The sequence below is a fragment of the Hamadaea sp. NPDC051192 genome (assembly GCF_040682475.1).
Taxonomy (GTDB): domain Bacteria; phylum Actinomycetota; class Actinomycetes; order Mycobacteriales; family Micromonosporaceae; genus Hamadaea; species Hamadaea flava.
In genome coordinates, this window is the sequence record NZ_JBFBAZ010000065.1 from 1 (window position 1) to 24,913 (window position 24,913).

General features: G+C 69.9%; 21 protein-coding genes. 14 read left to right on the forward strand and 7 right to left on the reverse strand.

Annotated elements, in window-relative coordinates; genetic code table 11:
* Positions 1–148: 148 nt before the first annotated feature.
* The 7 genes from AB0M47_RS25080 (at position 149) to AB0M47_RS25110 (ending at position 9,506) form a co-directional block, all read left to right on the forward strand.
* A complete protein-coding gene (locus AB0M47_RS25080; RefSeq protein ID WP_363418218.1) occupies positions 149–937 on the forward strand; it encodes a DUF4097 family beta strand repeat-containing protein in 789 nt (262 codons plus the stop codon).
* A gap of 3 nt (positions 938–940) precedes the next feature.
* Positions 941–1,525 (forward strand): PadR family transcriptional regulator, encoded by a 585-nt coding sequence (locus AB0M47_RS25085; RefSeq protein ID WP_363418220.1) that lies wholly within the window; start codon positions 941–943, stop codon positions 1,523–1,525.
* Between the two features lie 86 nt (positions 1,526–1,611).
* Positions 1,612–2,310 carry a response regulator transcription factor gene (locus tag AB0M47_RS25090; RefSeq protein ID WP_253760466.1) on the forward strand — a complete coding sequence of 233 codons (699 nt, stop codon included), beginning with the start codon at positions 1,612–1,614 and terminating at the stop codon, positions 2,308–2,310.
* Positions 2,311–2,329: 19 nt separating this feature from the next.
* Positions 2,330–3,871 carry a HAMP domain-containing sensor histidine kinase gene (locus AB0M47_RS25095; protein WP_363418222.1) on the forward strand — a complete coding sequence of 514 codons (1,542 nt, stop codon included), beginning with the start codon at positions 2,330–2,332 and terminating at the stop codon, positions 3,869–3,871.
* Between the two features lie 78 nt (positions 3,872–3,949).
* Positions 3,950–5,335, forward strand: coding sequence for a trypsin-like peptidase domain-containing protein (locus AB0M47_RS25100; RefSeq protein WP_363418224.1), 1,386 nt, complete (start codon positions 3,950–3,952; stop codon positions 5,333–5,335).
* Positions 5,336–5,557: 222 nt separating this feature from the next.
* On the forward strand, positions 5,558–8,194 hold the full coding sequence (locus tag AB0M47_RS25105) for a glycosyl hydrolase family 18 protein (RefSeq protein WP_363418226.1): 2,637 nt from the start codon (positions 5,558–5,560) through the stop codon (positions 8,192–8,194).
* A gap of 112 nt (positions 8,195–8,306) precedes the next feature.
* Positions 8,307–9,506, forward strand: a complete 1,200-nt coding sequence (locus tag AB0M47_RS25110; RefSeq protein WP_363418228.1) for an ABC transporter ATP-binding protein — start codon at positions 8,307–8,309, stop codon at positions 9,504–9,506.
* 14 nt (positions 9,507–9,520) lie between these two features.
* Here AB0M47_RS25110 and AB0M47_RS25115 read toward each other — a convergent pair whose 3' ends face one another.
* Positions 9,521–10,255, reverse strand: coding sequence for an extracellular solute-binding protein (locus AB0M47_RS25115; protein ID WP_363418230.1), 735 nt, complete (start codon positions 10,253–10,255; stop codon positions 9,521–9,523).
* Positions 10,252–10,641, reverse strand: a complete 390-nt coding sequence (locus AB0M47_RS25120) for a helix-turn-helix domain-containing protein (RefSeq protein WP_363418285.1) — start codon at positions 10,639–10,641, stop codon at positions 10,252–10,254. Before AB0M47_RS25120 ends, AB0M47_RS25115 begins: the two co-directional genes overlap by 4 nt.
* A 59-nt stretch (positions 10,642–10,700) precedes the next feature.
* On the opposite strand from AB0M47_RS25120, the gene AB0M47_RS25125 reads away from it, so the two are divergent.
* Positions 10,701–11,528 (forward strand): patatin-like phospholipase family protein, encoded by an 828-nt coding sequence (locus AB0M47_RS25125; RefSeq protein WP_363418232.1) that lies wholly within the window; start codon positions 10,701–10,703, stop codon positions 11,526–11,528.
* Here AB0M47_RS25125 and AB0M47_RS25130 read toward each other — a convergent pair.
* Positions 11,509–12,102, reverse strand: coding sequence for a DUF308 domain-containing protein (locus AB0M47_RS25130; protein WP_363418234.1), 594 nt, complete (start codon positions 12,100–12,102; stop codon positions 11,509–11,511). The two genes, AB0M47_RS25125 and AB0M47_RS25130, sit on opposite strands and share 20 nt — an antisense overlap.
* Before the next feature lie 63 nt (positions 12,103–12,165).
* On the opposite strand from AB0M47_RS25130, the gene AB0M47_RS25135 reads away from it, so the two are divergent.
* Positions 12,166–12,528 (forward strand): hypothetical protein, encoded by a 363-nt coding sequence (locus AB0M47_RS25135; protein ID WP_363418236.1) that lies wholly within the window; start codon positions 12,166–12,168, stop codon positions 12,526–12,528.
* Here AB0M47_RS25135 and AB0M47_RS25140 read toward each other — a convergent pair.
* Positions 12,515–13,501 (reverse strand): helix-turn-helix domain-containing protein, encoded by a 987-nt coding sequence (locus AB0M47_RS25140; protein ID WP_363418238.1) that lies wholly within the window; start codon positions 13,499–13,501, stop codon positions 12,515–12,517. The genes AB0M47_RS25135 and AB0M47_RS25140 overlap by 14 nt on opposite strands.
* 71 nt (positions 13,502–13,572) lie before the next feature.
* Between AB0M47_RS25140 and AB0M47_RS25145 the strand changes: the two genes are divergently transcribed.
* The 4 genes from AB0M47_RS25145 (at position 13,573) to AB0M47_RS25160 (ending at position 19,477) form a co-directional block, all read left to right on the forward strand.
* Positions 13,573–14,025, forward strand: a complete 453-nt coding sequence (locus AB0M47_RS25145; protein ID WP_363418240.1) for a rhodanese-like domain-containing protein — start codon at positions 13,573–13,575, stop codon at positions 14,023–14,025.
* A gap of 85 nt (positions 14,026–14,110) precedes the next feature.
* Positions 14,111–17,971 carry a hypothetical protein gene (locus AB0M47_RS25150; RefSeq protein WP_363418242.1) on the forward strand — a complete coding sequence of 1,287 codons (3,861 nt, stop codon included), beginning with the start codon at positions 14,111–14,113 and terminating at the stop codon, positions 17,969–17,971.
* Positions 17,972–17,992: 21 nt separating this feature from the next.
* Positions 17,993–18,391, forward strand: coding sequence for an SHOCT domain-containing protein (locus AB0M47_RS25155; protein ID WP_363418244.1), 399 nt, complete (start codon positions 17,993–17,995; stop codon positions 18,389–18,391).
* 48 nt (positions 18,392–18,439) lie between these two features.
* On the forward strand, positions 18,440–19,477 hold the full coding sequence (locus tag AB0M47_RS25160; RefSeq protein WP_363418246.1) for an FHA domain-containing protein: 1,038 nt from the start codon (positions 18,440–18,442) through the stop codon (positions 19,475–19,477).
* 142 nt (positions 19,478–19,619) lie between these two features.
* On the opposite strand, the gene rocD is transcribed toward AB0M47_RS25160, so the two are convergent.
* From rocD to AB0M47_RS25175, 3 genes are all read right to left on the reverse strand, one after another.
* Entirely contained in the window at positions 19,620–20,819 is a 1,200-nt protein-coding gene (gene rocD / locus AB0M47_RS25165) for an ornithine--oxo-acid transaminase (RefSeq protein WP_363418248.1), read from the reverse strand.
* The gene (gene ddaH / locus AB0M47_RS25170; RefSeq protein WP_363418250.1) at positions 20,816–21,628 is read right to left on the reverse strand and encodes a dimethylargininase; all 813 of its coding nucleotides are present in this window, start codon (positions 21,626–21,628) and stop codon (positions 20,816–20,818) included. Before ddaH ends, rocD begins: the two co-directional genes overlap by 4 nt.
* Positions 21,629–21,759: 131 nt before the next feature.
* Positions 21,760–22,830, reverse strand: a complete 1,071-nt coding sequence (locus tag AB0M47_RS25175) for an AI-2E family transporter (protein ID WP_363418252.1) — start codon at positions 22,828–22,830, stop codon at positions 21,760–21,762.
* Between the two features lie 185 nt (positions 22,831–23,015).
* Between AB0M47_RS25175 and AB0M47_RS25180 the strand changes: the two genes are divergently transcribed.
* Positions 23,016–24,689: a carbohydrate binding domain-containing protein gene (locus AB0M47_RS25180; RefSeq protein ID WP_363418254.1), complete on the forward strand. Its 1,674-nt coding sequence runs from the start codon at positions 23,016–23,018 to the stop codon at positions 24,687–24,689.
* Positions 24,690–24,913: the final 224 nt, after the last annotated feature.

The following is a 24,913-nucleotide window of genomic DNA, read 5'->3' on the forward strand; positions in this document are numbered from 1 at the left end:
CCCCGTTGATCATGGAGTTAACTGTGGTCTCGACGGTGTGTCGACGCCGGAAACTCCATGATCAACGCCTCGGAGCGAGGGAAAGGGGAGTCGCGATATATCGCGAGTTGGGTTAGTGTGGGCCTCGGGTACGGCGAAGGGGGTCCCGGTGACGCAGTGGACGGTGCAGGATCCACAACGGATTCAGCTGGACGGCGAGGTCGACCGCATCGACGTCAACCTCGTCATGGGCAAGGTCAGCATCGTCGGCGTACCGGGGGCGGCGCGGATGGAGGTCAAGTCCGTCGGCAAGAAGCCGGTGGATGTCCTGCACGACGGCCGTCGGCTCAAGATCTCGCACGGCTGGCGGAAGCGGTGGCCGTTCTACTGGTGGCTGTTCCATCGTCAGTACAACTGTGAGATCACCGTGGCGGTGCCGCCCGAGGTGGTCGCCTCGGTGACGGTGGTGTCCGGCCGCGTGTCGGTGGCGGGCCTGTTGACCAGCACCGACGTCGACGTCACGTCGGGCCGGGTGAGTCTGCTGGGGCTGGCCGGGCGGACGCAGGCCAAGCTGGTCTCGGGCCCGGTCGAGGCGCTCGGCGTGGCAGGTGAACTCGTGATGGAGGCCGTGTCGGGCTCGCTGACGCTCGCCCAGTCGGGGGCGGATCGCGTACAGGCGACGACGGTCTCCGGTTCGATCACCTGTGACCTCGATTCGACGACGCCGGCCGACGTCCGGCTGAACACGACGTCCGGGTCGATCACCATCCGCATCCCGGCGGAGGCGGATCTCGACGTCCGGCTGGACACGACGGCCGGCTCGATCACGACGGTGTTTCCGCTGGACCGGCAGGGCAAGCATTGGGCGGGCAGTGCCCGGGGGCGGCTCGGCGCCGGCAGCGGGCGGCTGAGCGCCACGACGACGAGCGGCAGCATCGCCCTCCTGGCGGGGGAGTGACGGATGCCGCCGATCTTCTCGCACGGCCGGCTGCGGCTCTACCTGCTCAAGCTGCTCGAGGACGGGCCGAAGCACGGCTACGAGCTGATGCGGCTGCTGCAGGAACGGTTCCAGGGCCTGTACGCGCCCAGCGCCGGGTCCATCTATCCCCGGCTGGCGAAGCTGGAGGAGGAGGGCCTGGTCAGCCGGGTCGCCGAGGGCAACCGGATGGCGTACACGCTGACCGGGGCCGGCCGGGCCGAGCTGGAACAGCGGGCCGGCGAGATCGCGGTGATCGACCGGGAGATCCAGTCGTCGGTGGACGACCTGTCCGGGCTGGCAGATCAGATCCAAGCCCAGATCAGCGGCGGGTTGAAGGACATCCGGCGGCAGTTGCAGGAGCAGACCCGGCAGGTGAAGTCGGGCGTACGCGTGACGCCGAAGCGGGAGCCCGCGCCGGAGAACGAGGCGCTGCTGCGCAAGCTTGACGAGTTCGCCGCCGAGGCGCGTACGCTCATCACCCGGGCGCGGCCGGTGACCGCACAGGCGAAGGCGGTGACGGCCACTCTCGACGCGACCCTGCGAACCCTCCGCGAGCTGCTGCGATAACGGCGTACAGCGGGTTCTCAGATTCTTACAGATTCCTCTCAGCCAAAGCGCAGGCACCGCGCAGCGTTCCTGGGTTCAATGGGGTCATGAACTCCGCCCAGGTCGAGGCCAAGCTGCTCGTCGTCGAGGACGACCCCAACATCGTGGAACTGCTGAGCGCGAGCCTGCGGTTCGCCGGGTTCGAGGTGCGTACGGCCACCAGCGGCAGCGCCGGCGTCACGGCGTTCAAGGAGGCGCGGCCGGACCTGGTCGTGCTCGACGTCATGCTGCCCGACCTCGACGGGTTCGAGGTGATCCGGCAGATGCGCTCGGACGGCGTGCGTACGCCGGTGGTGTTCCTGACCGCCCGCGACGCGACGGAGGACAAGGTACGCGGTCTGACCCTGGGCGGCGACGACTACGTGACCAAGCCGTTCAGCCTGGAGGAGCTGACCGCGCGCATCCGCGCCGTGCTCCGGCGTACGGCGGGCGAGCCGGCGTCGCCGAAGCTGACCTTCGCCGACCTCTCCCTCGACGAGGAGACGCACGAGGTCTACCGGGGCGGCAAGCTCATCCAGCTCTCGCCGACCGAGTTCAAGCTGCTGCGCTACCTGATGCTCAACCCGAACCGCGTGCTGTCCAAGGCGCAGATCCTCGACCACGTCTGGAACTACGACTTCCGGGGCGACGACAACATCGTCGAGTCCTACATCTCGTACCTGCGGCGCAAGATCGACACGGTGCAGCCGCGGCTCATCCAGACGTTGCGGGGCGTCGGCTACGTCCTGCGCAAGCCCGCGATGTGATCGGGCCCGTGACCCTTCCATGAAATTCGCCGCCGGGCTGCGCCACCCCATCCGCACCAAGCCGTTGCGCGTCAAGCTCATGGCGACCGTGCTCGCCTTGCTGGTCGCCGCGATGTCGCTGATCGCGGTGGCCAGCGTGACGGCGTTGCGCCGCTACCTCATGGCCGATCTGGACAGCGGGCTGATCACGCAGTCCGACGTCGCCGCCGAGCAGTTCAACCAGCACGGCGGCAAGCAGAGTCTGCCGCCGTCGTTCTATGGCACGACGTCGTCTCCCAGCGGTGGGTGGTTGCCGCCGGACAACATCTCCGACTACTACCGAGACGCCGACCTGCCCATGCTGCCCAGCGTCAGTGATGCTCAGAAGGATCTTCGCGAGCCGTTCACGGTCAGCTCGACCGGCACGGCCAAGCGCTGGCGGGTGGTCGCGACGAAGCTCGACAACGGGCAGATCCAGTTGATCGCGCAGTCGCAGTACGGCATCGATCACGCGGTGCAGCGGCTGATCACGATCAACCTCTTCGGCGGGATCTCCGTCCTGCTGTTCGCCGCCACGATCGGGGCGGAGCTGATCCGGCGGAGTATGCGGCCGCTGTCGCAGATCGAGAAGACGGCGAGCGCCATCGCCGCCGGCGACCTGTCGCAGCGCGTACCAGATCCAGAACCGGAGAATCCGCGGCCGGTGACCGAGGTGGGCTCGTTGGCCCGGTCGCTGAACACGATGCTCGCGCGGATCGAGACCGCGTTCACCGCGCAGGCCGCGTCCGAGGCGGCCGCACGGGCGGCCGAGCAGAGCGCGCGGCATTCCGAGGAGCGGATGCGACGGTTCGTCGCGGACGCGTCGCACGAGCTGCGCACGCCCCTCACCACGATCCGAGGGTTCGCGGAGCTGTACCGCCAGGGTGCAGTGAGCACGCCGGAGCAGACCGCCGAGGTGGTGCAGCGGATCGAGAACGAGGCCTCGCGGATGGGCCTGCTCGTGGAGGACCTGCTGCTGCTCGCGCGGCTCGATCGCGAGCGGCCCCTCAAACTCGCGCCGGTCGAGCTGCGCGTCCTCGCCGCCGAGGCGGTCGAGGCCGCGCGGGTGGTCGCGCCCGATCGTCAGGTGACGCTGTCCACGGCGCCCGATTCCGGGCATCTAGTGGTACGCGGAGACGACGCGCGGTTGCGGCAGGTGATCGGAAATCTGCTGAGCAATGCTTTGACCCACACTCCAGCGGGTACGCCGGTGATCGTGCGGCTGGCCAGCGACCCGACCGACGGGCCGACCGGGACGGCGATCGTGGAGATCCACGACCGTGGTCCGGGCCTGACGCCCGAGCAGCAGGAACGGGTCTTCGAGCGGTTCTACCGAGCCGATCCGGCCCGGACCCGCCGCGCGGACGGGACGGTCAGCACCGGCCTGGGTCTCGCCATCGTGGCTGCCTTGGTCGCCGCACACGAGGGTGTCGTGGAGGTGGAGTCGCAGCCCGGCGTCGGGGCGACGTTCCGCGTACGCCTTCCGCTGGTCGAAACCGACGACACGGGGCATGAAGAGGATGAAACCGAACAAGACTCGTAAAGTGCATCAGACAGGTTCACAGTTGAGTTTCAGCTTCGGCCAAGATGAACGTAAGAAATATCCGGAAGAATCATTGACATGAGCGACCCGCAGAGCAACTCCGAGCCGGCTGACCGGCAGAACCCGAACCCGTTCGCCGGCGCCGCCGACGCGTCGGCTGAGCGCCCGGCGACGCCCGAGCAGCCCTCTGCGGACCAGGCCGCGTCGGTCCCGCCGGCCGCCGCGCCCGCAGGGCAACCGGCTTACTCGCCACCTACGTACGGCAACTACCAGACCGCGCCGCAGCCGGCTGTCGTCGGCGCGCCGCCGGTCTCCGGTACGCCGGCCGGCTCGTACGGCCCCGACCCGCTGCGGCGGGAAGGCGCGCCGACGACTGGTCCGATGTGGATGCCGCCCGGCTCGAACCTGCCGCCGGGCTCGCCGTTCGGCGCCTCGCCGCCGCCGTCGAAGTCGCGCCCGTTCCTGAAGGTAGTGGCCGGGGTGGCCGCGGCCGGCGTGATCGCGATCTGCTCGGCGGTCGCCGGTGGCGTCGTCGGCGCGGCCGTGGTCGACAAGAACCCGGTCAGCACCACGACGGTCAACGCCGCGCCGGCGATCGACCGCTCCTCGCTGGCCGACATCGCGGCGAACGTGACGCCGAGCGTGGTCGCCATCAAGACCAGCTCCGGCGAGGGTTCCGGCGTGGTGTTCACCGCCGACGGCTACATCGTGACGAACAACCACGTCGTCGCGACCGCCTCCGGGAACACCGTGACGGTCAGCTTCTCCGACGGCACCAAGACCACCGGCACCATCGTCGGCACCGACGCCCGGTACGACCTGGCCGTGGTCAAGGTGAACAAGACCGGCCTGACGGCGGCCAAGTTCGGCAAGTCCGGCGACGTCCGGGTGGGCGACACCGTGCTGGCCATCGGCAGCCCGCTGGGCCTGGAGGGTTCGGTCACCGAGGGCATCATCAGCGCCAAGGACCGCACCATCACGGTGCAGAACTCGACGATGTCCGGCCTGCTGCAGACCGATGCCCCGATCAACCCGGGCAACTCGGGCGGTGCGCTGGTCAACACCAACGGCGAGGTCGTCGGGATCAACTCGTCGATCGCGACCGACGGTTCCAGCGAGGGCAACATCGGCATCGGCTTCGCGATCTCCAGCGACCGGGTGTCGGCGGTGGCCAACCAGCTCATCAAGGGTGAGAAGGTCAACCACCCGTACCTGGGCGTGAAGGCTTCCGACAACGAGTCGGGCGGCGCCAAGCTGACCGAGGTCGTCGCGGGCGGCGCGGCCGAGAAGTCCGGGCTGAAGGCGGGCGACGTGGTCACCAAGTTCGGCGAGTCCGTCGTGAACGACGCCGACGATCTGGTGAACGCCGTCGGTTCGCACAACCCGGGCGAGCAGATCACTGTGGCCTACACACGGGACGGAGCCACTAAGACGACAACCGTGACGCTGGGTTCGACGTCTTAACATCAAGCGCCGCGTCACGAGCGCGGTTCGCACAGCGCGTTACTCCTCCTCCCCATGTGGCGGCGGGTGACGGTAGGGCCGAGGGGGTTGGCCCGCCGTCACCCGCCGCTCTCTCTTGTTCATATCTGAGTTCGTCTCTTGCGTGACCGGGGCCACAACGTGTCTACTCTTAGCAAAGTTTGCTAACAGTTAACCGCTGCTGGCTCCTCAGGAGGCCTCCTCATGCGTAGAAGACCCCTGTTCCACCTGCTCACGGCGCTGGCGACGGGGGTGGCCGCGACCGGCCTCGCCCTCGCGGCCGTGGGCACCGCGCACTCCGCCACCGACCACGCCGCCTGTCGTCCGGACGGCCTCTACACCACGCCCGGGGTGGCCGTGCCGTACTGCGCGGCGTACGACACCAACGGGCGCGAAGCGATGGGCACCGACCACCCGCGCCGCATCATCGGCTATTTCACCGGCTGGCGGACGGGCAAGGACGGGACGCCGGCGTACCTGGTCAACCAGATCCCGTGGACGAAGATCACCCACATCAACTACGCCTTCGCGCACGTCGACGGGACGAACAAGATCTCCGTCGGCACGCCGACCGCGGCCAACAACGCCGCGACCAACATGACCTGGCCGGGCGTCGCCGGAGCCGAGATGGACTCCAGCTACTCCTACACCGGTCACTTCAACCTGCTGAACAAGTACAAGAAGGCCAACCCGAACGTGAAGACGCTGATCAGCGTCGGGGGTTGGGCCGAGACCGGCGGGTACTTCGACGACAACGGCAACCGCGTCGACTCCGGCGGCTTCTACCGGATGACCACCAACGCGGACGGGTCGATCAACACCGCCGGCATCACGACCTTCGCCGACTCGGTCGTGACCTTCCTGCGGACCTACGGCTTCAACGGCGTCGACATCGACTACGAGTACCCGACGTCCAACAACGACGCGGGCAACCCGCTCGACTTCTCGCAGGCCAACGCGCGGCGAGCCGGGCTGAACAAGTCGTACCAGACGCTGATGAAGACGCTGCGGGAGAAGCTCGACAACGCGGCGGCGGCCGACGGCAAGTACTACATGCTCACCGTCGCGGCGCCCGCCTCGGGCTGGCTGCTGCGCGGCGAGGAGGCGTACCAGACCACGCAGTACCTGGACTACATCAACATCATGTCCTACGACCTGCACGGCGCGTGGAACAAATTCGTCGGCCCGAACGCGGCGCTCTACGACAACGGCGACGACGGCGAGCTGGCGGCGGCCGGGGTCTACGGGGCGTACCAGAACATCGGGTATCTCAACACCGACTGGGCGTACCACTACTTCCGCGGAGCCGTCCAATCAGGACGGATAAACATCGGCGTCCCGTACTACACCCGGGGCTTCCGAAACGTCACCGGCGGCACCAACGGCCTGTGGGGCACGGCGGCGAAGACGGCCAACTGCCCCGTCGGCACGCAGAGCCCCTGCGGCGACGGCGCGGTCGGCATCGACAACCTCTGGCACGACCTCGACACCAGCGGCAACGAGGAACCGGCCGGCTCCAACCCGATGTGGCACGCGAAGAACCTGGAGAACGGGATCACCGGGGACTACCTCACGGCGTACGGGCTGACCCCGGCGACCGACCCCGACGACACCATCACCGGCACGTACGCCCGCAACTACTCGACGGCTCTCGTCGCGCCCTGGCTGTGGAACAACACGAAGAAGGTCTTCCTGTCGACCGAGGACGAGCAGTCCATCGGCACCAAGGCGGACTACATCGTGAACAAGGGCATCGGCGGCATGATGATCTGGGAACTCGCCGGCGACTACGCGTACGACTCGGGCAAGGGCGAGTACTTCATGGGCAACACCCTGACCAACCTCGCCTACGACAAGTTCAAGACGGCGTCGGCGTACGGGGCGGCCCGGGCCAACTCCGCGATGCCGACGACCACGCTGGACGTCGACGTGTCGCTGACCGGGTTCGCCCTCGGCGACGCGAACTACCCGATCAACCCCGAGGTCGTCCTCAAGAACAACTCGACGGTGACCATCGCGGGCGGCTCGAAGCTGGAGTTCGACTACGGCACCTCCGCGCCGGGCAACATGTCGCAGCAGTCCGGCTGGAGCATGTCGGTGACGGCCGGGCATACCGGCAGCAACATCGGCGGGCTGAAGGGCGACTTCCACCACGCCACCGTGACGATCCCGAGTTACCTCTCGATCGCACCGGGCGCGTCGGCGGAGTTCACCTTGAACTACGTCCTCCCGATCGCCTCGCCGTCGAACTACAAGCTGACGATCGGCACCACCACGTACGCCTTGAGCGTCGACCGGGCCCGGGGCGGGACGACCGCCTCGCCGACGGCCACCACCTCGGTCAGCCCGACGACGAGCACGAGCGCCAGTGCCAGCCCGTCGACCTCGACCGGCACGTGCACCGCGGCGGCGTGGGTCGCGACGCAGGCGTACAACGGCGGAGCGGTGGTCTCCTACAACGGCCACCAGTACACCGCCAAGTGGTGGACGCAGGGCAACCAGCCGGACCTGAACACCGGGGACGGCAAGCCGTGGACGGATAACGGGGCCTGCTCCGGCGGCACCACGTCGCCGTCCCCGTCGGTATCCGTGTCGCCTTCGGCGTCGGTGTCACCGTCCACTTCGCCGTCCACGTCGCCCAGCGCGTCGGCGTCGGCCTCGCCCAGCGCGAGCGTCTCGCCGACGGCGACCGGCAGCTACCCGGCCTGGACGGCGGGAACGCTCTACACCGCGGGCGCCCGGGTGACCTACGGCGGCAAGACCTATCAATGCCGGCAGACGCACACCGCGCTCGTCGGCTGGGAGCCGCCCAACGTTCCGGCGCTCTGGCAGGCCGTCTAGTCACGGTCGGCGAACAGTTGCGGCCCGGGTGCGAAGTCCACTTGCACCCGGGCCGTCGCCGGTTCACGATGTTGCTGCGTTAATAGTCCGGCAATCAGACGGTGAGCGGGCTGTGATCGAGACTCGGGAGCTGACCAAGGCCTACGGGCGCCGCGTCGTGGTGGACGCGGTGTCGATGGCGGTCGGCCCCGGAGAGTTCATGGTCGTGTTAGGACCATCGGGCTGCGGCAAGTCGACCATTCTGCGGATGATCGCCGGGCTGGAGGACCCCACCAGTGGTGAGGTCGTCCTCGACAACCGCGTCGCCAACCAGCTGTCCGCCCGTGATCGCGGCGTGGCCATGGTCTTCCAGGACTTCGCGCTCTACCCGCACCTGACCGCCCGCGAGAACATCGCGATGCCGCTGCGGATCGCGCACGCGGGCGCCCGATCGCTGGCCGACGACATGCGCCGGGTGGAGCAGGTCGCGGGCTACTTCGGGGTGGCCGACCTGCTCGACCGCAAGCCGGGTCAGCTCTCGGGCGGCCAGCGGCAGCGCGTCGCGGTGGCTCGGGCCATCGTCCGTGACCCCCGGGCCTTCCTCCTCGACGAGCCGCTGTCGCAAGTGGATGCTCACCTGCGCCAGCAGCTGCGGCGGGAGATCGCCCGGCTGGCCCGCCGGCTGCGGGTCACCACCCTCTACGTCACGCACGACCAGCAGGAGGCGCTGGCCCTCGCCGACCGGATCGTGGTGCTCGAAAGCGGCCGCGTCCGCCAGATCGGCACGCCGCAAGAGATCAGCTCCGATCCCGCAGACGTCTTCGTGGCTGGGTTCGTCGGGGCGGCCCGCACGACTCTGGTGCAGGGCGCGGTCTACACCGATCGCCGGGGCAGCTCCGTGCTGGATCTCGGGGAGCAGGCGCTGAACTCCGATCGCGTTCTCCCAGGGCATCACACGGACCGGGTCATCGTCGCGCTGCGGACAGACGCGTTGCGGCCGGTGCCGGTGGACGCCGAGGGCCCGGTGCTGCGGGGCACGGTGTCGTTCGTCGAGGATCTCGGCGCCGAGTTGCTCGTCCACGTCGCGACCGGTCTGGTCGGCGTGCCCGCCGCGTACGCCTCGCCCGACGCCCAGCGCTCGGGCGGCCGGGTGGCGCCGCACCAGCGCCGGCCGCTGGACGATCTCGAAGAGCCCTTCGGTGAACTGGTCGTCCGCGCTCCGGCCGGAACCCGGCCACGAGTGGGCGAGGCGTTCGCGGTGGAGGTCGACCTCGACCGCGTCTTCCTCTTCGACCGCGCCGGCGGCCGTATCCGCGTCGAAGCCGAAGCCTAGGGCCGCCGAGCTGGTCAGGGCTGGGTGAAGCCGAGGTCGGTGAACTGCGTACGCCCCTCGGCGCCGGTGAGCAGGTCGACGAAGGCGGTCGCGCCGGCCGGATTCGGGCTGCCGGACAGCGTCGTGGCCTGGAACTCCTGGGCCGTCTCGGCGGCTTCCGGGAAGTCGACCGAGTCGACCTGGCCGATGGCTGCGAGGGCGTCGGTCCGGTAGACCAGCGCCGCGTCGACGTCGCCGAGGGTCAGCCGGTCCAGGGCCTCCTTGATGTCGGCGACCTCGACCGGCTTGGCCAGCTTCACCGAGGCCTGGCTGAGCGCCTGCTGCGACGCCGTCCCGCAGGGCACCGCCGCCTGGCACACCGCCACCTTCACGGCGGCGAGGTCGGCCAGCTTCGCGATCTTCAGCGGGTTGGCCGGGCCGACCGCGATGACGAGCTGCGTACGCCCCAGCGACTTCGGCGAGACCTTGGCGACGGTGGCGACGGTGGCGGCCGGGGCGACCAGCACGTCGACCGCGGACAGCTGCGACGTGGCGCGTTTGCCGGCGGCGTACCCGATCACCACGTCGGTGCCGGGATGGGCCTGCTCGAAGGTGGTCTCCAGGGACTGCAGGATCGGCGCGAGCGCGGGATCGGCGACGACCGCGATCTTGCCGCCGTTGTCCCGGTCCGGCGTGGGCGGCTTGCCGCATCCCACGACCAGGCTCGCAGTGGCCAGGAGCGCGGTGATCACCGCGATCGCCCGCCTCATGCGCGTTCCACCACGACGGTCGTCGACTTGACCACGGCGACCGCCAGCGAACCGACCTCGAGGCCCAGTTCGTCGACGGCCTCCCGGCTCATCAAGGAGACCACCCGGAACGGGCCGGCCTGGATGTCCACCTGCGCCATCACCGCGTCCTTCACGATCGACGTCACGATGCCCCGCAAGCGGTTGCGGGCTGACGACTGTCCCGCGCGTTCGTCCGGGTCGCCGCCGAGCGACCGGGCGAACTCCGCCAGGCTCCGGCCGGGGATCATCCGGTGGCCCTGGGGGTCGCGAGTCGCCGGGAGGCGACCGCCGTCGACCCAGCGGCGTACCGTGTCGGCGCTCACGCCGAGCAACTCGGCCGCCTCGCCGATGCGGAAGTCGGTCACGTCGGGCGACTCTACCGGGCTCACCTTCGTGCCGCTCACCTGCGTGTACGGTGATCTTTATGGGATGCACGGCGTTCGTGCTGGGCGGCGGTGGGGTGCTGGGCGCGGTCGAGGTCGGCATGCTGCGCGCCCTGGCTCGCGCCGGGATCACGCCGGACCTGATCGTCGCCACCTCCATCGGCGCGATCAACGGCGCGATGGTCGCGGCCGATCCCACTCCCACCGTCACAGACCAACTGGTACGCCTCTGGGCGGCGCCCGAGATGGGCGAGGTGTACGGGGAGTCCATTCCCCGGCAACTTCGCCGGTTCGCCACGCGTACGCATCTGCACTCGCCGCTGCCGTTGCGGCGGCTGCTGGAGAAGGCGTTGCCGGGCAAGTTCGGGGAGTTGCGCGTACCGCTGCATCTGGGCGCGGTGAGCATCGAACGGGCCGCCGAGTCCTGGTTCTCGACCGGTCCGCTGCTGCCGGCGGTGATGGCGGCGGCGGCCGTTCCCGGCCTGCTGCCCCCGGTGGACCTCGACGGCGAGCACTACGTCGACGGCGGGATCGTCAACTCACTTCCGATCGCGCAGGCGGTCGAACTGGGCGCACAGGACATCTACGCCCTGCATGTGGGCCGGTTGGACAAGCCGCTCTCGCCGCCGCAACGGCCCTGGGAGGTCGCGCAGACGGCGATGGAGATCGGCCGGCGTGCTCGGCTCGCCCGGGACCTCGCGGCCGTGCCGGACGGGGTCTCGGTGCACGTCCTGCCGGTGGGGGAGGGCAACGACCGGGACGACAACCCGTGGGCGTACCGGGACGCGGCGGGGTTGCGCCGGCGGGTCAGCGCCGCGTACGCGGCGAGCCGGGACTACCTCGCCGAGCTCAGAAACCCTCCTCGATGACGTGGTACGCCGGGTCGTTGTCGGCCGCCTTGGCCGCCTTGCCGGCCTGCCAGGCGATGTAGAGCTGCACGAAGCCGATCACGATCAGCCAGATCGCGGTGATCCACACCAGCACGATCAGGGTGATGCCCGGCCAGAACAGCACGACGACACCGAGGGCCACGTTGATCAGGCCGAGCAGGATCGCGCCGAGCTTGGCGCCGCGTCCGCGTACGCGGGTGAAGCCGGAGACGATCTCGGAGACCCCGCTGAAGATCCAGATCAGGCCGATGAGCAGCGCGATGAACTTCAGCGACGCGTGCAGGTTGGCCAGCACCACGATGCCGGCGACGACGTAGATGACGCCGGCGAGGGCGCTGAAGCCCCGGCTGGCTCCGCCGAGTTCCCGGCCGGTGGCCGCGTCGGCGAGCCGGACGATGCCGAGGACGACGAGCCAGATGCCGAGCAGCGCGGCCAGCACGAGCAGGGTGCGGTCCGGCCAGATGAGCAGCACGATGCCCAGCAGGATGGCGACGACCCCGCCGATCAGGCTCAGCTGCCGCCAGGTGGACAGGACGGCGCTGCGTTCGTTCATAAAGCGAAGATATATCGCTGAATTCCCGCGAAGTGGACAATCCGCAGTATTTACCATTTCGGGATGGAGTCGGTCGAGTTCGTGGTCCTCGAGTTCACCGATCCCCAGCCGGGCGCGGACTTCGTCGCCCGGCTGCGCCGGATCGCCGCCGAGCAGGGTTTCCAGGTCGTGGACGTGCTCGTCGTGGCCAAGGCGCTCACCGGCGAGGTCACTCTGCTCGAAGAGCCCGGCGCCGAATTGATCCGCGATGTCGACGTCGACGACGTCGTCGCCGAGGTGGTGCCCGGCACCAGCGCCGCCCTGCTACTGCTCGCCCACTCCTGGCGCGTCGGTACGCGTACCGCGCTGCGCGAGGCGGGTGGCCGCGTGGTGCTCGCCGAACGGCTGCCCGCGTCGGCCGCCGACCACCTCGTCAGCGGCGCGTGAAGGCCCGCCGGTACGCCGACGGCGAAGTCCGCATCGAGCGCCCGAAGTGGTGCCGGAAGGTCACCGGGCTGTCGAACCCGACCGCCGCCGAGACCTGCTCGATCGGGGCGTCGCCGACCTCCAGCAACGGCAGGCTGGCCTGCACCCGGCGATCGATCAGCCACCGGATCGGGGTGGTGCCCGTCTGCCGGGAGAAGTTGCGCAGGAAACTGCGCTCGGACATGCGCGCCCGCTGCGCCATCGCGCCGACCGTGATCGGCTCGGCGAGGTGGTCCAGCGACCAGGCCATCGCGCGGGCGATCCCGTCGTCGTCGGTCACGTCGCGGACGCCGACCTCGATGAACTGAGCCTGGCCGCCGTCACGGTGGGGCGGCAGCACCAGCCGCCGGGCGACCGTGTTGGCCACGGCGGCCCCGTGATCGCGGCGGACGATGTGCAGCAGCAGATCCAGTCCGGCCGCGCTGCCGGCGCTGGTCAGCACCGGACCGTTGTCCACATAGAGCACATCCGGGGTCACCTCGACCTCCGGATACCGCTGCGCCAGGAGTCCGGCGTACCGCCAGTGGGTGGTGGCTTGCCGTCCATCTAGGACACCGGCACCGGCCAGGGCGAAGGCGCCCGAGCAGATCGACACGAGCCGGGCGCCTCGCGCGTACGCCGAACGCAGGGCGGCGGTGAGTGCCGGGGACGGCTCTGTGCGTACATCTGGAACTCCCGGAATGATCACGGTGTCGGCGGCAGCCAGCGTGTCGAGACCATGCGCGGCGAGGATGCTGAAACCCCCCACGACCGGGAGCGGGGCCGCCTGCTCGGCGCAGACGGAGAGCTCGTACCAGTCGATGTCGAGTTCGGGCCGGGGCAGGCCGAAGACCTCGACCACGCAGCTCAGCTCGAACGGCGCCATCCCCGCGAAGGCCAGGACGGCGACCTGGTGCCGGGGCCGGTCGTCAGGCGGGGCCAGCTCGATCAGCATGGCGGAATGTTAGCGCACAGCGGCGATACCGCCACTTCTGCGCGCGAAGGATCATCGGCAGGATTCTCGGCATGAGTGCAGTGCTGAACACCCCGCCCGCCGCCCCCGACGTCGCCGCCGCCCACTTCGCCGCCCGGCTGACCTTCGAGGCCGACGTCTCCGACGTCCACACCGACCTGCCGCTCGGCACCTTCGTGCTGGTGGACTCGCGCTCGATCGACGCTTGGGAGCAGGGCCACATCCCCGGCGCGGTGCACCTGCCGACCGCCGCCATCGCGACCGAGGCGGCCGGGCTGATCGACCGGGACAAGGTCGTCGTGACCTACTGCTGGGGACCGGGCTGCAATGGCGCCACCCGCGCCGCGCTCGCCTTCGCCCGGCTCGGCTACCAGGTCAAGGAGATGATCGGCGGCTATGAGTACTGGGTACGTGAGGGCTTCGGCACCGAGTCGCTGCTCGGCAAGCGGAGCAACGAGATCGACCCGCTGACCGCGCCGGTGACCGGGGTCTCCTGCGCCTGCTGAGTACCTCGGGAAAAGCTGAAAGCGCATCGCGAATGAGCTGTTTCGCTCAAGACCCGAGTACGCCCCGGTTGCGACCATCGCTGGCATGACGTCCTATCCGTGCCCGGCCTGCCTGACCGAAGCCTCGCTCGAGTCCGGCTGTCCCGGCTGCGGCCGCCCACCGGACCCGATCGCGGCCGAGGTCATCCAGCTCGACACGCAGATCGTGGAGCTGACCGCGCAGGCCGAGCGCGCCCGGCTGGCGTACGCCGACGTTTCGACCCAGCTCCAGGTGGCCCGGCAACGGCGGGCCCGGCTCGCGGCCCAGGTCTGGGCGCAGGCCCGGCCCGCTCCGCCCGTTGCGCCCGCCCCGCCAGTTGCGCCGGTCGGCCCGGGGGTTCCGGTCCAGCCTTCGGGTCGGCCGTCGGCTGCCGCTGGCGGTCCGGTTGTTCCCGGTGTTCCCGGTGTTCCGGCTGTTTCCGGTGTTCCGGCTGTTTCCGGTGTGCCGGCTTTTTCCGGAGTGCCGGCCGCGCCGGCTGTCCCGGCTGGGCAGCCGGTTCCGAGTCGGCAGCCGGCGGCGGCTCGGCCGGAGGCCTCGACGCAGACGGTCAAGAACATCCTGTTCGTCCTGGGCGGCATCCTGATCGGCATCGCGGCGATCGTGTTCACCGCGTTCGCCTGGGGCACCTTCGGGATGGCGGGCAAGGCGGCGATCCTGGCCGTCTTCACCGGCGTAGCGCTGACCGTGCCGCTGCTCGCCCAGCGCCGCGGCCTCCGCGGCACGGCCGAGACGTTCGCGGCGATCGGGCTGCTGCTGGTCATCCTCGACGGCTACTCGGTTTGGAACGTCAACCTGCTCCGCGTCCATGACTTCTTCTCCGGCTGGACCTACATCGGCCTGGTCGCCGCGGCGACGGCCTCGATCTCGCTCGGCTACGCCTGGCTCACCCGCCTGTCCGGCCCGGCCGTCGGCGGCTTCCTGCTGGCTCAGCCCGCGCTGCCGCTGCTCTTCGTCGACGTGGCCGACGGGCGTACCGGGGGATTCGCGCTGGTCTTCGCGACGGTCGCGGTCGGAAACCTGCTCGCCGTCTTCAGTCTGCGCCGGTTCGCGGGCCGCTCGCTCGCCGTGGTGCTCCAGATCCTCGCCTGGCTCGGGTACGCCGTAAGCCTGCTGGTCGCGCAGACCCTCGCGTTCGTCCGGCTGGCCGTCGCCGCCCCGATCGGTTCGGTCCTCGCCGGAGCGGCGTTGCTGCTCCTCGTCGGGGCAGTCGCGGTGGCCGCCGGTCCGGTGGCGCGCCTGCGCCCGCTGACCGTCACCGGGGTCGCCTGGTTCGTCGTGCTCGTCCTGATCGCCCAGGCGCGGATCGCTCGGGTGGTCGACGGCCACCTGCTGCTGTGGACGTCGGTATGCGTACTGGTGTTGGCGGCGCTCGGCCACCTCGTCCGGGTGGTGTCCCGGGCCGCCGCGCTGGGCGTGGTCATCGGGACCGCGATCGGTGGCGGTGTGGCGGCGCTGTTCGCCGGCACCTTCGCGGCGTGGACCGGGCTGGTGTCGCTCGGCGTCGACGCCCGGACGGCCCCGTACGACTGGGCGCTGCCGGTGTCGATCGCGCTGCTCACGCTGACCGCGGTCGTGTCGGTCCTGCCCCGGCCCTCGGTCGCGACCGCGGTCGCGGCGGCCGGCCTGGTGCCCCTGGCCCTCGCCGTCCCGGGACGTCCGCCGGTCACCGACTGGCTGCCGGCCGTCGCCGACCTCACCGCCGTCGCCGTGCTGCTCACCGCCGTCCTCATGCAGCGGCACCTGGCCGTCCGGCTCGTCGCCGGGATCGGCGCCTTCGGGCTGTCGGCGCACGCCGTGCTCAGCTCGTTGGCGTACCCGCCGCAGGCGGCCTGGACGCTGGGTGCCGTCCTCGTCCTGGCGCTCGCCACGGCAGTCGCGGCCCGGCCGGGGGACCGTACGCCGGGAGCGGTGAGCCTCGCGGCGGCTCCGCCGCTGCTCGTCCTGCTCGCCGCCGCGACCGCGAACGCGTCCGGCGTCTCCGACGCCGCCGTGCTCCACACGGCCGCGCTCACCGCCCTGATCCTGCCCGCCTTCGGGTGGCTGCTGCGCCGAGTCGACGCGTACGCCGTCGTGCTGAAGTGGGCCGTCTTCGGCACGGTGCTCGCGACCGTCTTCGGCGCGGTCCTCGCCGTTCCCGGGGACGGCTGGAGCAAGTCGCTGTACGTCGCCTTCGGGCTGCTGGCGCTCGCCCTCCTCCCCGCCGCCGGCTCTTCCCCCGCCGCTCCCGCCGCCGCGGGCTCTCCCGCCGCCGGCTCGCCGGCTGCCGCGGGCTCTTCTGCGGCCGGCCCGGGTTCCGGGCAGATCACGGATATGCCTGCTTCCGAGGGCCAAGATTCGACGCAGATCCCTGATCCGCTGCAAACAGGCCGCAGCGGGGCGTGGGTACCGAATGCGGTGGGGGTGACTGCGGAGCGCATCGTCGGCTGGGCGCTGCTGGCGGTCGCGCTGCTGCTGGCCCGGCCGCCGCTCGGCGTACTCGTCGAGTCGTATCGCTGGCTCGGTGAGGGGTGGGCGTCGGCGCCCGCCGGCTCCGGTCTCGCACCTGGTGACGGAACCGTCGTCGTCGGTGGTGACGTGCTCGCGTTCGTGGTGCTCGCGCTTGCTCTCGGCGTACAGCTCGGGTGGCGGGCGGCGGTGTCGGTCGCACCGATTCCGGCCGTTCTCGCGCTCGTCTGGCTCGACGTACGCTGGCCGGGCGTACCGCTGATCATGCTGCTCGCCGGGCTGGCCCGGCTCGTCCGCACCGGCCTGACCAAGCGGCCGACCGCCGTCGACGCCCTCATCGCGGCGTACGCGGCGATAATCGCGGGTTCGGGGTTGGCCGCGTTGTCCGCCACGAGCTGGTCGTCGATCCTCGGCCTCTCCCTGGCGACGGCGGCGTTCGTCGTGCTCGGCGGTTGGGGCGGCGCCGCCGGGGTTCGCTGGGTGGCCTGGCCGCTGGCCGGGATCGCCTGGACCGGGCTCGCCGCCGTCAGTGCGAACGCGGCCCACCTGCCGCCGCGTCCGACCGGCCTGGTCGTCCTCGCCGCCGCCGCGGTCCTCGTCGCGGTCAGCTTCCTCCCAACCCGGCCCGAAGTACCGACCCGCCCCGGAGCACCGACCCTCCCCGGAGCACCGACCCTCCCCGGTGCACCGATCCGCCCGGAGACGCCGCCGGGCCAGACCGCAACGGCCCAGACCGCAACGGCCCAGACTGCGGCGGCCCAGACCGCAACGGCCCAGACCGCAACGGGCCAGGCCCGGCCGGGCCGGGAGGTGCGGGCGCTGGAACCGCTGGCCCACCTCGTCGCCGCGCTGCTGCTGCTCTCGGCGTACACCATCCCGAGTCCGGCGATCCACGTCGCGAAGGTCTATCTCGGCTGGGGGCTCGTCGTAGGGGCCACCGTGCTGACCCGGCGACTCCCCGTTCTCCGCGCCGCCGTGGCCGCTGCGCTCGAACTTCTCGCGCTCTGGTCGCTGCTGTGGGCGTACGACATCAAGGCGATCGAGGCTTATTCCCTCCCGCTCGCGCTGATCGCGGTGCTGGTGGGCCTGCTGGCGATGCGCCGTGACCCGAGCCTGTCGAGCTGGCTGGGCTACGGCCCGGCGCTGGCGGCGGGGTTCGGGCCGACGCTGCTGGCGGTGCTGCCGGGGGAGGGCGACCCGGTGCGGCGGGTGGCGCTCGGCGTGGCCGGGCTGGCCGTGGTGCTGGCGGGGGCGATGCGGCGGCGGCAGGCGCCGGTCGTGATCGGCGGGACTGTGCTGGTGTTGCTCGCGCTGCACGAGCTGACCCTGTATTGGACCCGCCTGCCGCTCTGGCTGCCGATCGGCGTCGGTGGAGCGATTCTGCTCGCCCTGGCGATCACCTATGAGCGACGACTTCGGGATCTTCGGGTGCTTCGCACAAAGCTGGCATCTTTCCGATGAAAAGTCGGCAAAATGAATGCCATGGACTTCTGGGATACGTTTTGGCTTTTGCTGATCTTCATCCCGCTCCTGCTGGTCTGGGGCTTCGCGCTGGTGGACATCTTCCGGCGCGACGACCTGGCGGGCTGGCTGAAGGCGCTCTGGGTGGTCGTCGTGGTGATCGCGCCGTTCTTCGGCACCCTGGTCTACCTGATCTTCCGTCCGCCTGGCGCGACGCCCGACGAGCGCAAGGCGATGGACGAGGCGAGCCGGGACTTCGTGGAGAAGTACGCCCCGACCGATTCGGCCCAGCAGCTCGCCCTGCTGTCGGACCTGCACGACCGGGGCAAACTCAGCGACGACGAGTTCAACGCGGAGAAGAGCCGGGTCCTGGCGCACGACCCGAAATACCAAGGGCAGCACCAGTCGGCCTCTTCTTGACAAGTACCGCATCTGGCCGCTGCTGGCGCTGGCCAGTAGGGTTCCAGCATGCGGTTTGAGGTAAGCCATGTCCTGGATGCGATCGAGCGCCGCCTCACCACTGAGCCGGCGCTCGCTCGCGGTGTGCTGGACCTGGCGGAAGTCGTCCGCTACGTGGACCTCGACGGCGGCCGCCCGGCCACCCTCCTCCGCCTGGGGATGGTGGTCGACGCGCTCGCCCGCCACCTCGCCGAGGAAGGCATCCAGGTCTACTGCGTGGTCGACAAGCAGCTGCTCTCCGACCTCGATCAACCTTCCAGCGAGCGGATGGTAATCCGGCGCTGGGCCGACGACGGGCACGTGGAGGTCGTGCAGGGCGCCGGGATGCGCGTACGGGAGTTGAACGAGGTCGCCGGGCTGCCGATCATCTCGCGCAACCTGCCCGGATTCGCGGCGCTGCCCGGAGCGGGCGGCGCCGTCATCACGGTCCGTGGTCCGGTTCCGACCGCCCCGTCCGATCTCGGCCGTCGCCTGATGTCCCGGCGGTGGCGCTGCCCCGACCCGGAATGCGCGCTGTTCGCGGGCATGCGCGTGGCCGTGGGCCAGCCGCTGCCCAAGCTCCGGGGCAACCCGCTCTGCCCGCGCCACGACCTGCCGCTGGCCGACACCGGCCCCGCGCCGGCTCAGGACGTCCTGGCGGTACGCGTCAACGGCGTGATCAAGCAGCGTTTCCTGGTGACCGGGGCCGGACCGGTGACGGTCGGGCGCGCCCCCGAAGGCAACTGGGACAGCGACAGCCGGTCGATCGTCCTGGGCCCCTGGCTCGACGAAGGCGGCGTCAAGGCGGTCAGCCGCAACCACGTCGTGGTGGCGTTCGACCACTCCGGGCTGTCGGTCAAAGACGTCAGCATGAACGGGGCCTGGGTCTACCCGGGCGGCGACAAGATCACGCCACGGCAGCCCCGGACGCTCGGGCCGGCCGAATACATCGAGCTCTACCCGGGTGTGGAGATCGGGCGGCCGGGGAGCCTCGCCGCCGGCACCGGAACCGTCGGTTCCGTCCTGGTGGACGCCCCCACGATGTCCTTCCGCCTACCCCCCTCCTAACCCCCTCCCCGCCACTCGCCCTCCGCGCGACCGCCCGCTATCCCCGTTGATCATGGAGTTAACTGTGGTCTCGACGGTGTGTCGAGGGGGCAAACTCCATGATCAACGAGGCGGACGGTGGCGGGAGGGGAAGGGGAGGGCGTCAGGCGATGACGGAGTGGAACTGCTCCAGCGCCCAGTCGACCTCGTCGGCCGTGATGGTCAGCGGCGGCGCGAGCCGGATGGTCGAGCCGTGCGTGTCCTTGGCGAGTACGCCGCGCTCCATCAGCTGAACGGACGCGTCTCGCCCGGACATGAGCGCGGGGTCGATGTCGACACCGGCCCACAGGCCGCGGCCGCGTACTTCGGTGACGCCGTCGCCGATGAGCTTGGCGAGCCCGGTGTGCAGCCGCTCACCCAGTTCGCGGCTGCGCTCCTGAAACTCCCCGGTACGCAGCAGGTCGATCACGGCGATGCCGACCGCGCAGGCCAGCGGGTTTCCGCCGAAGGTGGATCCGTGTTCGCCCGGCTTGAGGACGCCTAGGACGTTCTGGTCGGCCGCGACCGCGCTCACCGGGACGATGCCGCCGCCGAGCGCCTTGCCCATGATGTACATGTCAGGTACGACGGCTTCGTCGTCGCAGGCGAAGGTGTCCCCGGTACGCCCGAGGCCGCTCTGGATCTCGTCGGCGAGCATCAGGACGTTGTTGCGCGTACACAGCTCCCGGACGCCGGGCAGGAATCCGGCCGGGGGCACGAGGACGCCGGCTTCGCCCTGGATCGGCTCGACGAGGACGCCGACGGTGTTCTCGTCGATCGCTGCTTCCAGCGCCGCGAGGTCGCCGTACGGGACGAGCTGGAAACCGGGCGTGTAGGGCCCGAAGTCGTCGCGTGCGTCGGGGTCGGTCGAGAACGACACGATCGTCGTCGTCCGCCCGTGGAAGTTGCCCTCCATCGCGATGATCTTCGCCTGCCCCGGGCGTACGCCCTTGACGAGGTAGCCCCACTTGCGGGCGACCTTGATCGCGGTCTCCACCGCCTCCGCGCCGGTGTTCATCGGCAGGATCAGGTCCTTGCCGGTGAGGTCGGTGAGCTTCTGGCAGAACTCCGCGAACTGGTCGTGGATGAACGCCCGGCTGGTCAGGGTGACCCGGTCGAGCTGGGCGTGCGCGGCCGCGATCAGCGCGGGATGCCGGTGGCCGAAGTTCAGCGCGGAGTAGCCCGCGAGGCAGTCGAGGTAGCGCTTGCCGTCGACGTCGGTCACCCAGGCGCCCTCGGCGTCGGCGATCACGACGGGCAGCGGGTGGTAGTTGTGCGCGGTCCAGCGTTCGGCGGCGGCGACGGCTTCCGAGGTCTTGCTCATGAACGCAGCTCCAGGGTGCAGCACTTGGGGCCGCCGCCGGCGAGCCGCAGCTCGCTGACGTCGACTCCGATGGTCTGGTATCCAGCCTGCTCCAGGGCGGCGGCGAGCGCCACCGCCTGCACCGGCAGGACGACGGTTTCGCCGTCGCTGACCGCGTTGAGGCCGAGCACCTCGGCGTCGGCGACGGTCGCGATGACGGCGTTCGGGAACAGCTGGCGGAGCACGGCCTGGCTGCCCGGCGAGAACGCCTCAGGCAGGTACGCCACATTCACCGGCTTGCCATGATCGCCATGCGACAGCACTGCGAGAGCGGTGTCGAGGTGGTAGAACCGCGGGTCGACGAGCTGCAGGGTGATGACCGGGCGGCCGAACAGCTCCTGGACCTCCGCGTGGGCGGCGTGCGAGGTGCGGAATCCGGTTCCGGCCAGGATGTAGTCGCCGGCGAGCAGGATGTCGCCTTCACCCTCGTTGATCGCCTTCGCCTCGGTGACCTCGAAGCCCGCGCTCCGGAACCAGTCGGCGTACGCCGGACCCTCGTCGGCGCGCTCGGCGTCGCGGAACTGCACGGCCAGCGCCTTGCCGTCGACGACGGTTCCGCCGTTGGCGGCGAACACCATGTCGGGCAGTCCGGGCAGCGGGTCGATCTCCTCGATCTGGTGGCCGAGGCTCTCGTAGACCCGCTTCAGCTCGGTCCACTGCGAAATGGCCAGGGCGGTGTCGTACGGGGCGGCGGGATCCATCCAGGGATTGATCCGGTAGGTGACCGCGAAGTGGGTCGGTCGGCACATCAGGTAACGGCGTGTCGGCATGCGAACCAAGTTAGGCCGGTTGAGCAGCGCAAACCAGGCGCGAAGGTTGCGTACGGCGCAACAACGTTGCGCAGTTCGCACGGCTCGCGGCGATTCGTAAACAGCGGTTCTCCGGCAGGTTTCGTAGGCGGCTAGAGCGAGTCCTGCCGGGGATGGACGACCTGCCGGATGATCAGCTGGATCGCGGCGTACCCGGGGACGGCGATGAATACGCCCATCACGCCGAACATGGCGAACCCGATGAGCACCGAGACGATCGCCGCCAGGTTGGAGATCTGCACCGCCTGCCGCATCACCCTCGGATAGATCAGCCAGTTCTCGAGCTGCTGGTAGACCACGAAGAAGATGATCGTGGCGATCGCGACGCCGAGGCCGCGCGCCCCGAAGGCCACCAGGGTCACGACCGTCGCGCCGAGGGTGGCCCCGATCTGGGGGATGAGGTCGCAGACCGCCACGACCAGGGCCAGCAGGAGGGCGTACGGGACGCTGACGATCCAGAGGTAGATCAGCGCGACGGTGCCGGCGACGAACGCGATGCTCAGCGAGCCGACGAGGTAGCCGCCGACCTTGTCGAGGATCTGGTCGGCGATCCCCGCGACGCGGTCGCGCCGGCTCAACGGGATCAGCTGGTACGCGCCGTCCCGGAGCCGGTCGAAGCCGGCCAGGATGAAGAACATCAGGATGAACGCGGTCACGAAGTTGAAGATCCCGGCCGCGACCGTGGTGGCCCCGCCGACGAGCCCGCCGAGGACGCTGCTGATGTTCGCCGGGGTGATCAGCTGTTCCACCTTCGCCACGACGTCCTCGTTGCTGGTCAGCTCCTGGACCCGGGGATCGTCGAGGACCTGCTGGATCCAGCCCGGAACCGCGTTGATGACCGAACCGAGCTGGCTGATCGCGACCGGGATGAGCAGCGCGAGGAAGCCGCAGGCCAGCAACAGGAACCCGATGAACAGCAGCAGGACGGCCAGTCCCCGGGACATGCCGCGGCGCATCATCCACTTCACGACCGGGTTGAAGCCGATGGCGAAGAACCCGGCGGCGGCCACGATGGTGAGCACGGTGCCGGCCGCCTGAACCAGGTTCGCGGCCACCATGACCAGGAGCAGCGCGAGTCCTATCCAGAGCCCGATCTTGAACGGGTGGCCCGTCGCCGCCGCGGCCAGCGGTCGTGTCTGGTGCGGGGGCGGAGTCTCGGGCATACCCGTTCAACGACCAGTCGATCTCCACGATCCGCCGAGCTGTCACGCAGCCGAGTAGGCACTGTTAACCATATTTACTGTTAGGACTTTTTCCTTTAAGGTTCATCTGCGTTCGTAGTTCCATCGATCTCTGTGTGCCGGCTGCCCGGGGGAAACGGCGCGCGGAACTGATCTAGGAGAGTCCCATGTACCGACGCATCTTGGCGGTCGCCGGCGCCGTGCTGCTGGCCGGCGCCGCCGTGCTCGTCGCATCCACCTCCGCCTCGGCCGCGAACATCCTGTCCAACCCCGGCCTCGAGAGCGGAACCCTGAGCCCGTGGTCGTGCTCGGGGAATCTCGGCTCGGTCGTCACCACTCCTGTCCACAGTGGCAGCCGAGCCCTCCAGGGCGCGGCGTCCGCGGCGGACAACGCCAAGTGCACGCAGACGGTGGCCGTCCAGGCCAACACCGCGTACACGCTGACCGCTTGGGTCCGGGGCGGCAGCGGCTACGTCTACCTCGGCGTCACCGGCGGCAACCAGGTCTGGAACCCGTCCGCCGCGAGCAACTGGGTCCAGCTGTCCGTCGCGTACACCACCGGCGCTTCGCAGACCTCGCTGCAGATCTTCGTGCAGGGCTGGTACGGCACGGGTACGTATTACGCCGACGACTTCTCGCTCGACGGCCCCGGCGGCAACCCGTCGCCGAGCCCCACGACGTCGGCTCCGCCCGGCGTACCGGGGACTCCGGGCACGCCGTCGGTGACCGGCACCACCGCGTCGAGCATCTCGCTGTCGTGGAGCGCCTCGTCCGGCACCGTCACCGGCTACCGGGTCTACGAGGGCACCACCGTACGCGCGACGGTCACCGGCACCACGGCGACCATCTCCGGTCTGGGGGCGTGCGCCAGCCACACCTACACCGTGGCGGCGTACAACAACTCCGGTGAGTCGGCGAAGTCCGGCGCGACGACCGGCAGCACCACCGGTTGTACGAGCACGGGTGCGATGGCCGCGCCGTACTACTACAACGGCTGGGGCAGCCCGCCGTCGATCACGACCGTCATGTCGGCGACCGGCATCAAGCAGTTCACCATGGCGTTCATGCTCTCCGGCGGCGGCTGCACCCCGGCCTGGGACAGCTCCCGTCCGCTGACCGGCGGCGTCGACCAGCAGACCATCAACGCGGTCCGCGCGGCCGGCGGCGACGTCGAGATCTCCTTCGGCGGCTGGTCGGGCAACAAGCTCGGCCCGAACTGCTCCAGCGCGACCGCCCTGGCGGCGGCGTACCAGCAGGTCATCTCGGCGTACAACCTGAAGTACATCGACATCGACATCGAGAACACCGACGAGTTCGAGAACGAGGCCGTGCAGGACCGGATCCTCGGCGCGCTGAAGATCGTCAAGGCGAACAACCCGGGCATCAAGACGATCGTCACCTTCGGCACCTCGACGACCGGCCCGACGTACTACGGCACGCGGCTGATCAACCAGGCGGCGGCGCTGGGCGCGAACATCGACGTCTTCACCATCATGCCGTTCGACTTCGGTGGCGGGGCCGACATGTACAACAACACCGTCAACGCGGCCAACGGCCTGAAGAACGCGCTGAAGACGGCGTTCGGCTGGACCGACGCCCAGGCGTACGCGCACCTCGGCATCTCCGGCATGAACGGCTACTCGGACCAGTCCGAGATCACCACCACCGCCATCTGGACCAACATCCGGAACTGGGCCAACACCAACCACATCGCGCGGCTGGCGTTCTGGTCGGTCAACCGGGACCGGGGTTGCGCCGGCGGCGGCGTCCAGGAGTCCTGCTCCGGCATCGCGCAGTCGGACTGGGCGTTCACCAGCATCACGGCCGGGTTCACCGGCTGACACCCGAGCGGGCTTGTTGTCGCCCGTCCGGGCGGCAGCGGATCGGCTCACCGGGTGAAATCTGAGTGAGTGAAAGGCGACGGCGGATGCGGAACCAGACGATGGGACCGTTTCCGCCGTCGCCCTTTCGGTCTCCATAGGACGGAGCAAGTGGACGCAATCGCAGCTCGCGCACAGCATCTGCGCTGGTGACCGATAGGCAACGGGCCGATCGGGCAGACCCG

Coding starts and splice junctions, on each gene's coding strand:
- AB0M47_RS25085 (WP_363418220.1), top strand. CDS start 941: ATGCCGCCGATCTTCTCGCACGGCCGGCTGCGGCTCTACCTGCTCAAG.
- AB0M47_RS25160 (WP_363418246.1), top strand. CDS start 18,440: ATGCGGTTTGAGGTAAGCCATGTCCTGGATGCGATCGAGCGCCGCCTC.
- AB0M47_RS25105 (WP_363418226.1), top strand. CDS start 5,558: ATGCGTAGAAGACCCCTGTTCCACCTGCTCACGGCGCTGGCGACGGGG.
- AB0M47_RS25145 (WP_363418240.1), top strand. CDS start 13,573: ATGAGTGCAGTGCTGAACACCCCGCCCGCCGCCCCCGACGTCGCCGCC.
- AB0M47_RS25180 (WP_363418254.1), top strand. CDS start 23,016: ATGTACCGACGCATCTTGGCGGTCGCCGGCGCCGTGCTGCTGGCCGGC.
- rocD (WP_363418248.1), bottom strand. CDS start 20,819: ATGAGCAAGACCTCGGAAGCCGTCGCCGCCGCCGAACGCTGGACCGCG.
- AB0M47_RS25095 (WP_363418222.1), top strand. CDS start 2,330: ATGAAATTCGCCGCCGGGCTGCGCCACCCCATCCGCACCAAGCCGTTG.
- AB0M47_RS25130 (WP_363418234.1), bottom strand. CDS start 12,102: ATGAACGAACGCAGCGCCGTCCTGTCCACCTGGCGGCAGCTGAGCCTG.
- AB0M47_RS25140 (WP_363418238.1), bottom strand. CDS start 13,501: ATGCTGATCGAGCTGGCCCCGCCTGACGACCGGCCCCGGCACCAGGTC.
- AB0M47_RS25155 (WP_363418244.1), top strand. CDS start 17,993: ATGGACTTCTGGGATACGTTTTGGCTTTTGCTGATCTTCATCCCGCTC.
- AB0M47_RS25100 (WP_363418224.1), top strand. CDS start 3,950: ATGAGCGACCCGCAGAGCAACTCCGAGCCGGCTGACCGGCAGAACCCG.
- AB0M47_RS25150 (WP_363418242.1), top strand. CDS start 14,111: ATGACGTCCTATCCGTGCCCGGCCTGCCTGACCGAAGCCTCGCTCGAG.
- AB0M47_RS25090 (WP_253760466.1), top strand. CDS start 1,612: ATGAACTCCGCCCAGGTCGAGGCCAAGCTGCTCGTCGTCGAGGACGAC.
- ddaH (WP_363418250.1), bottom strand. CDS start 21,628: ATGCCGACACGCCGTTACCTGATGTGCCGACCGACCCACTTCGCGGTC.
- AB0M47_RS25175 (WP_363418252.1), bottom strand. CDS start 22,830: ATGCCCGAGACTCCGCCCCCGCACCAGACACGACCGCTGGCCGCGGCG.
- AB0M47_RS25115 (WP_363418230.1), bottom strand. CDS start 10,255: ATGAGGCGGGCGATCGCGGTGATCACCGCGCTCCTGGCCACTGCGAGC.
- AB0M47_RS25125 (WP_363418232.1), top strand. CDS start 10,701: ATGGGATGCACGGCGTTCGTGCTGGGCGGCGGTGGGGTGCTGGGCGCG.
- AB0M47_RS25135 (WP_363418236.1), top strand. CDS start 12,166: ATGGAGTCGGTCGAGTTCGTGGTCCTCGAGTTCACCGATCCCCAGCCG.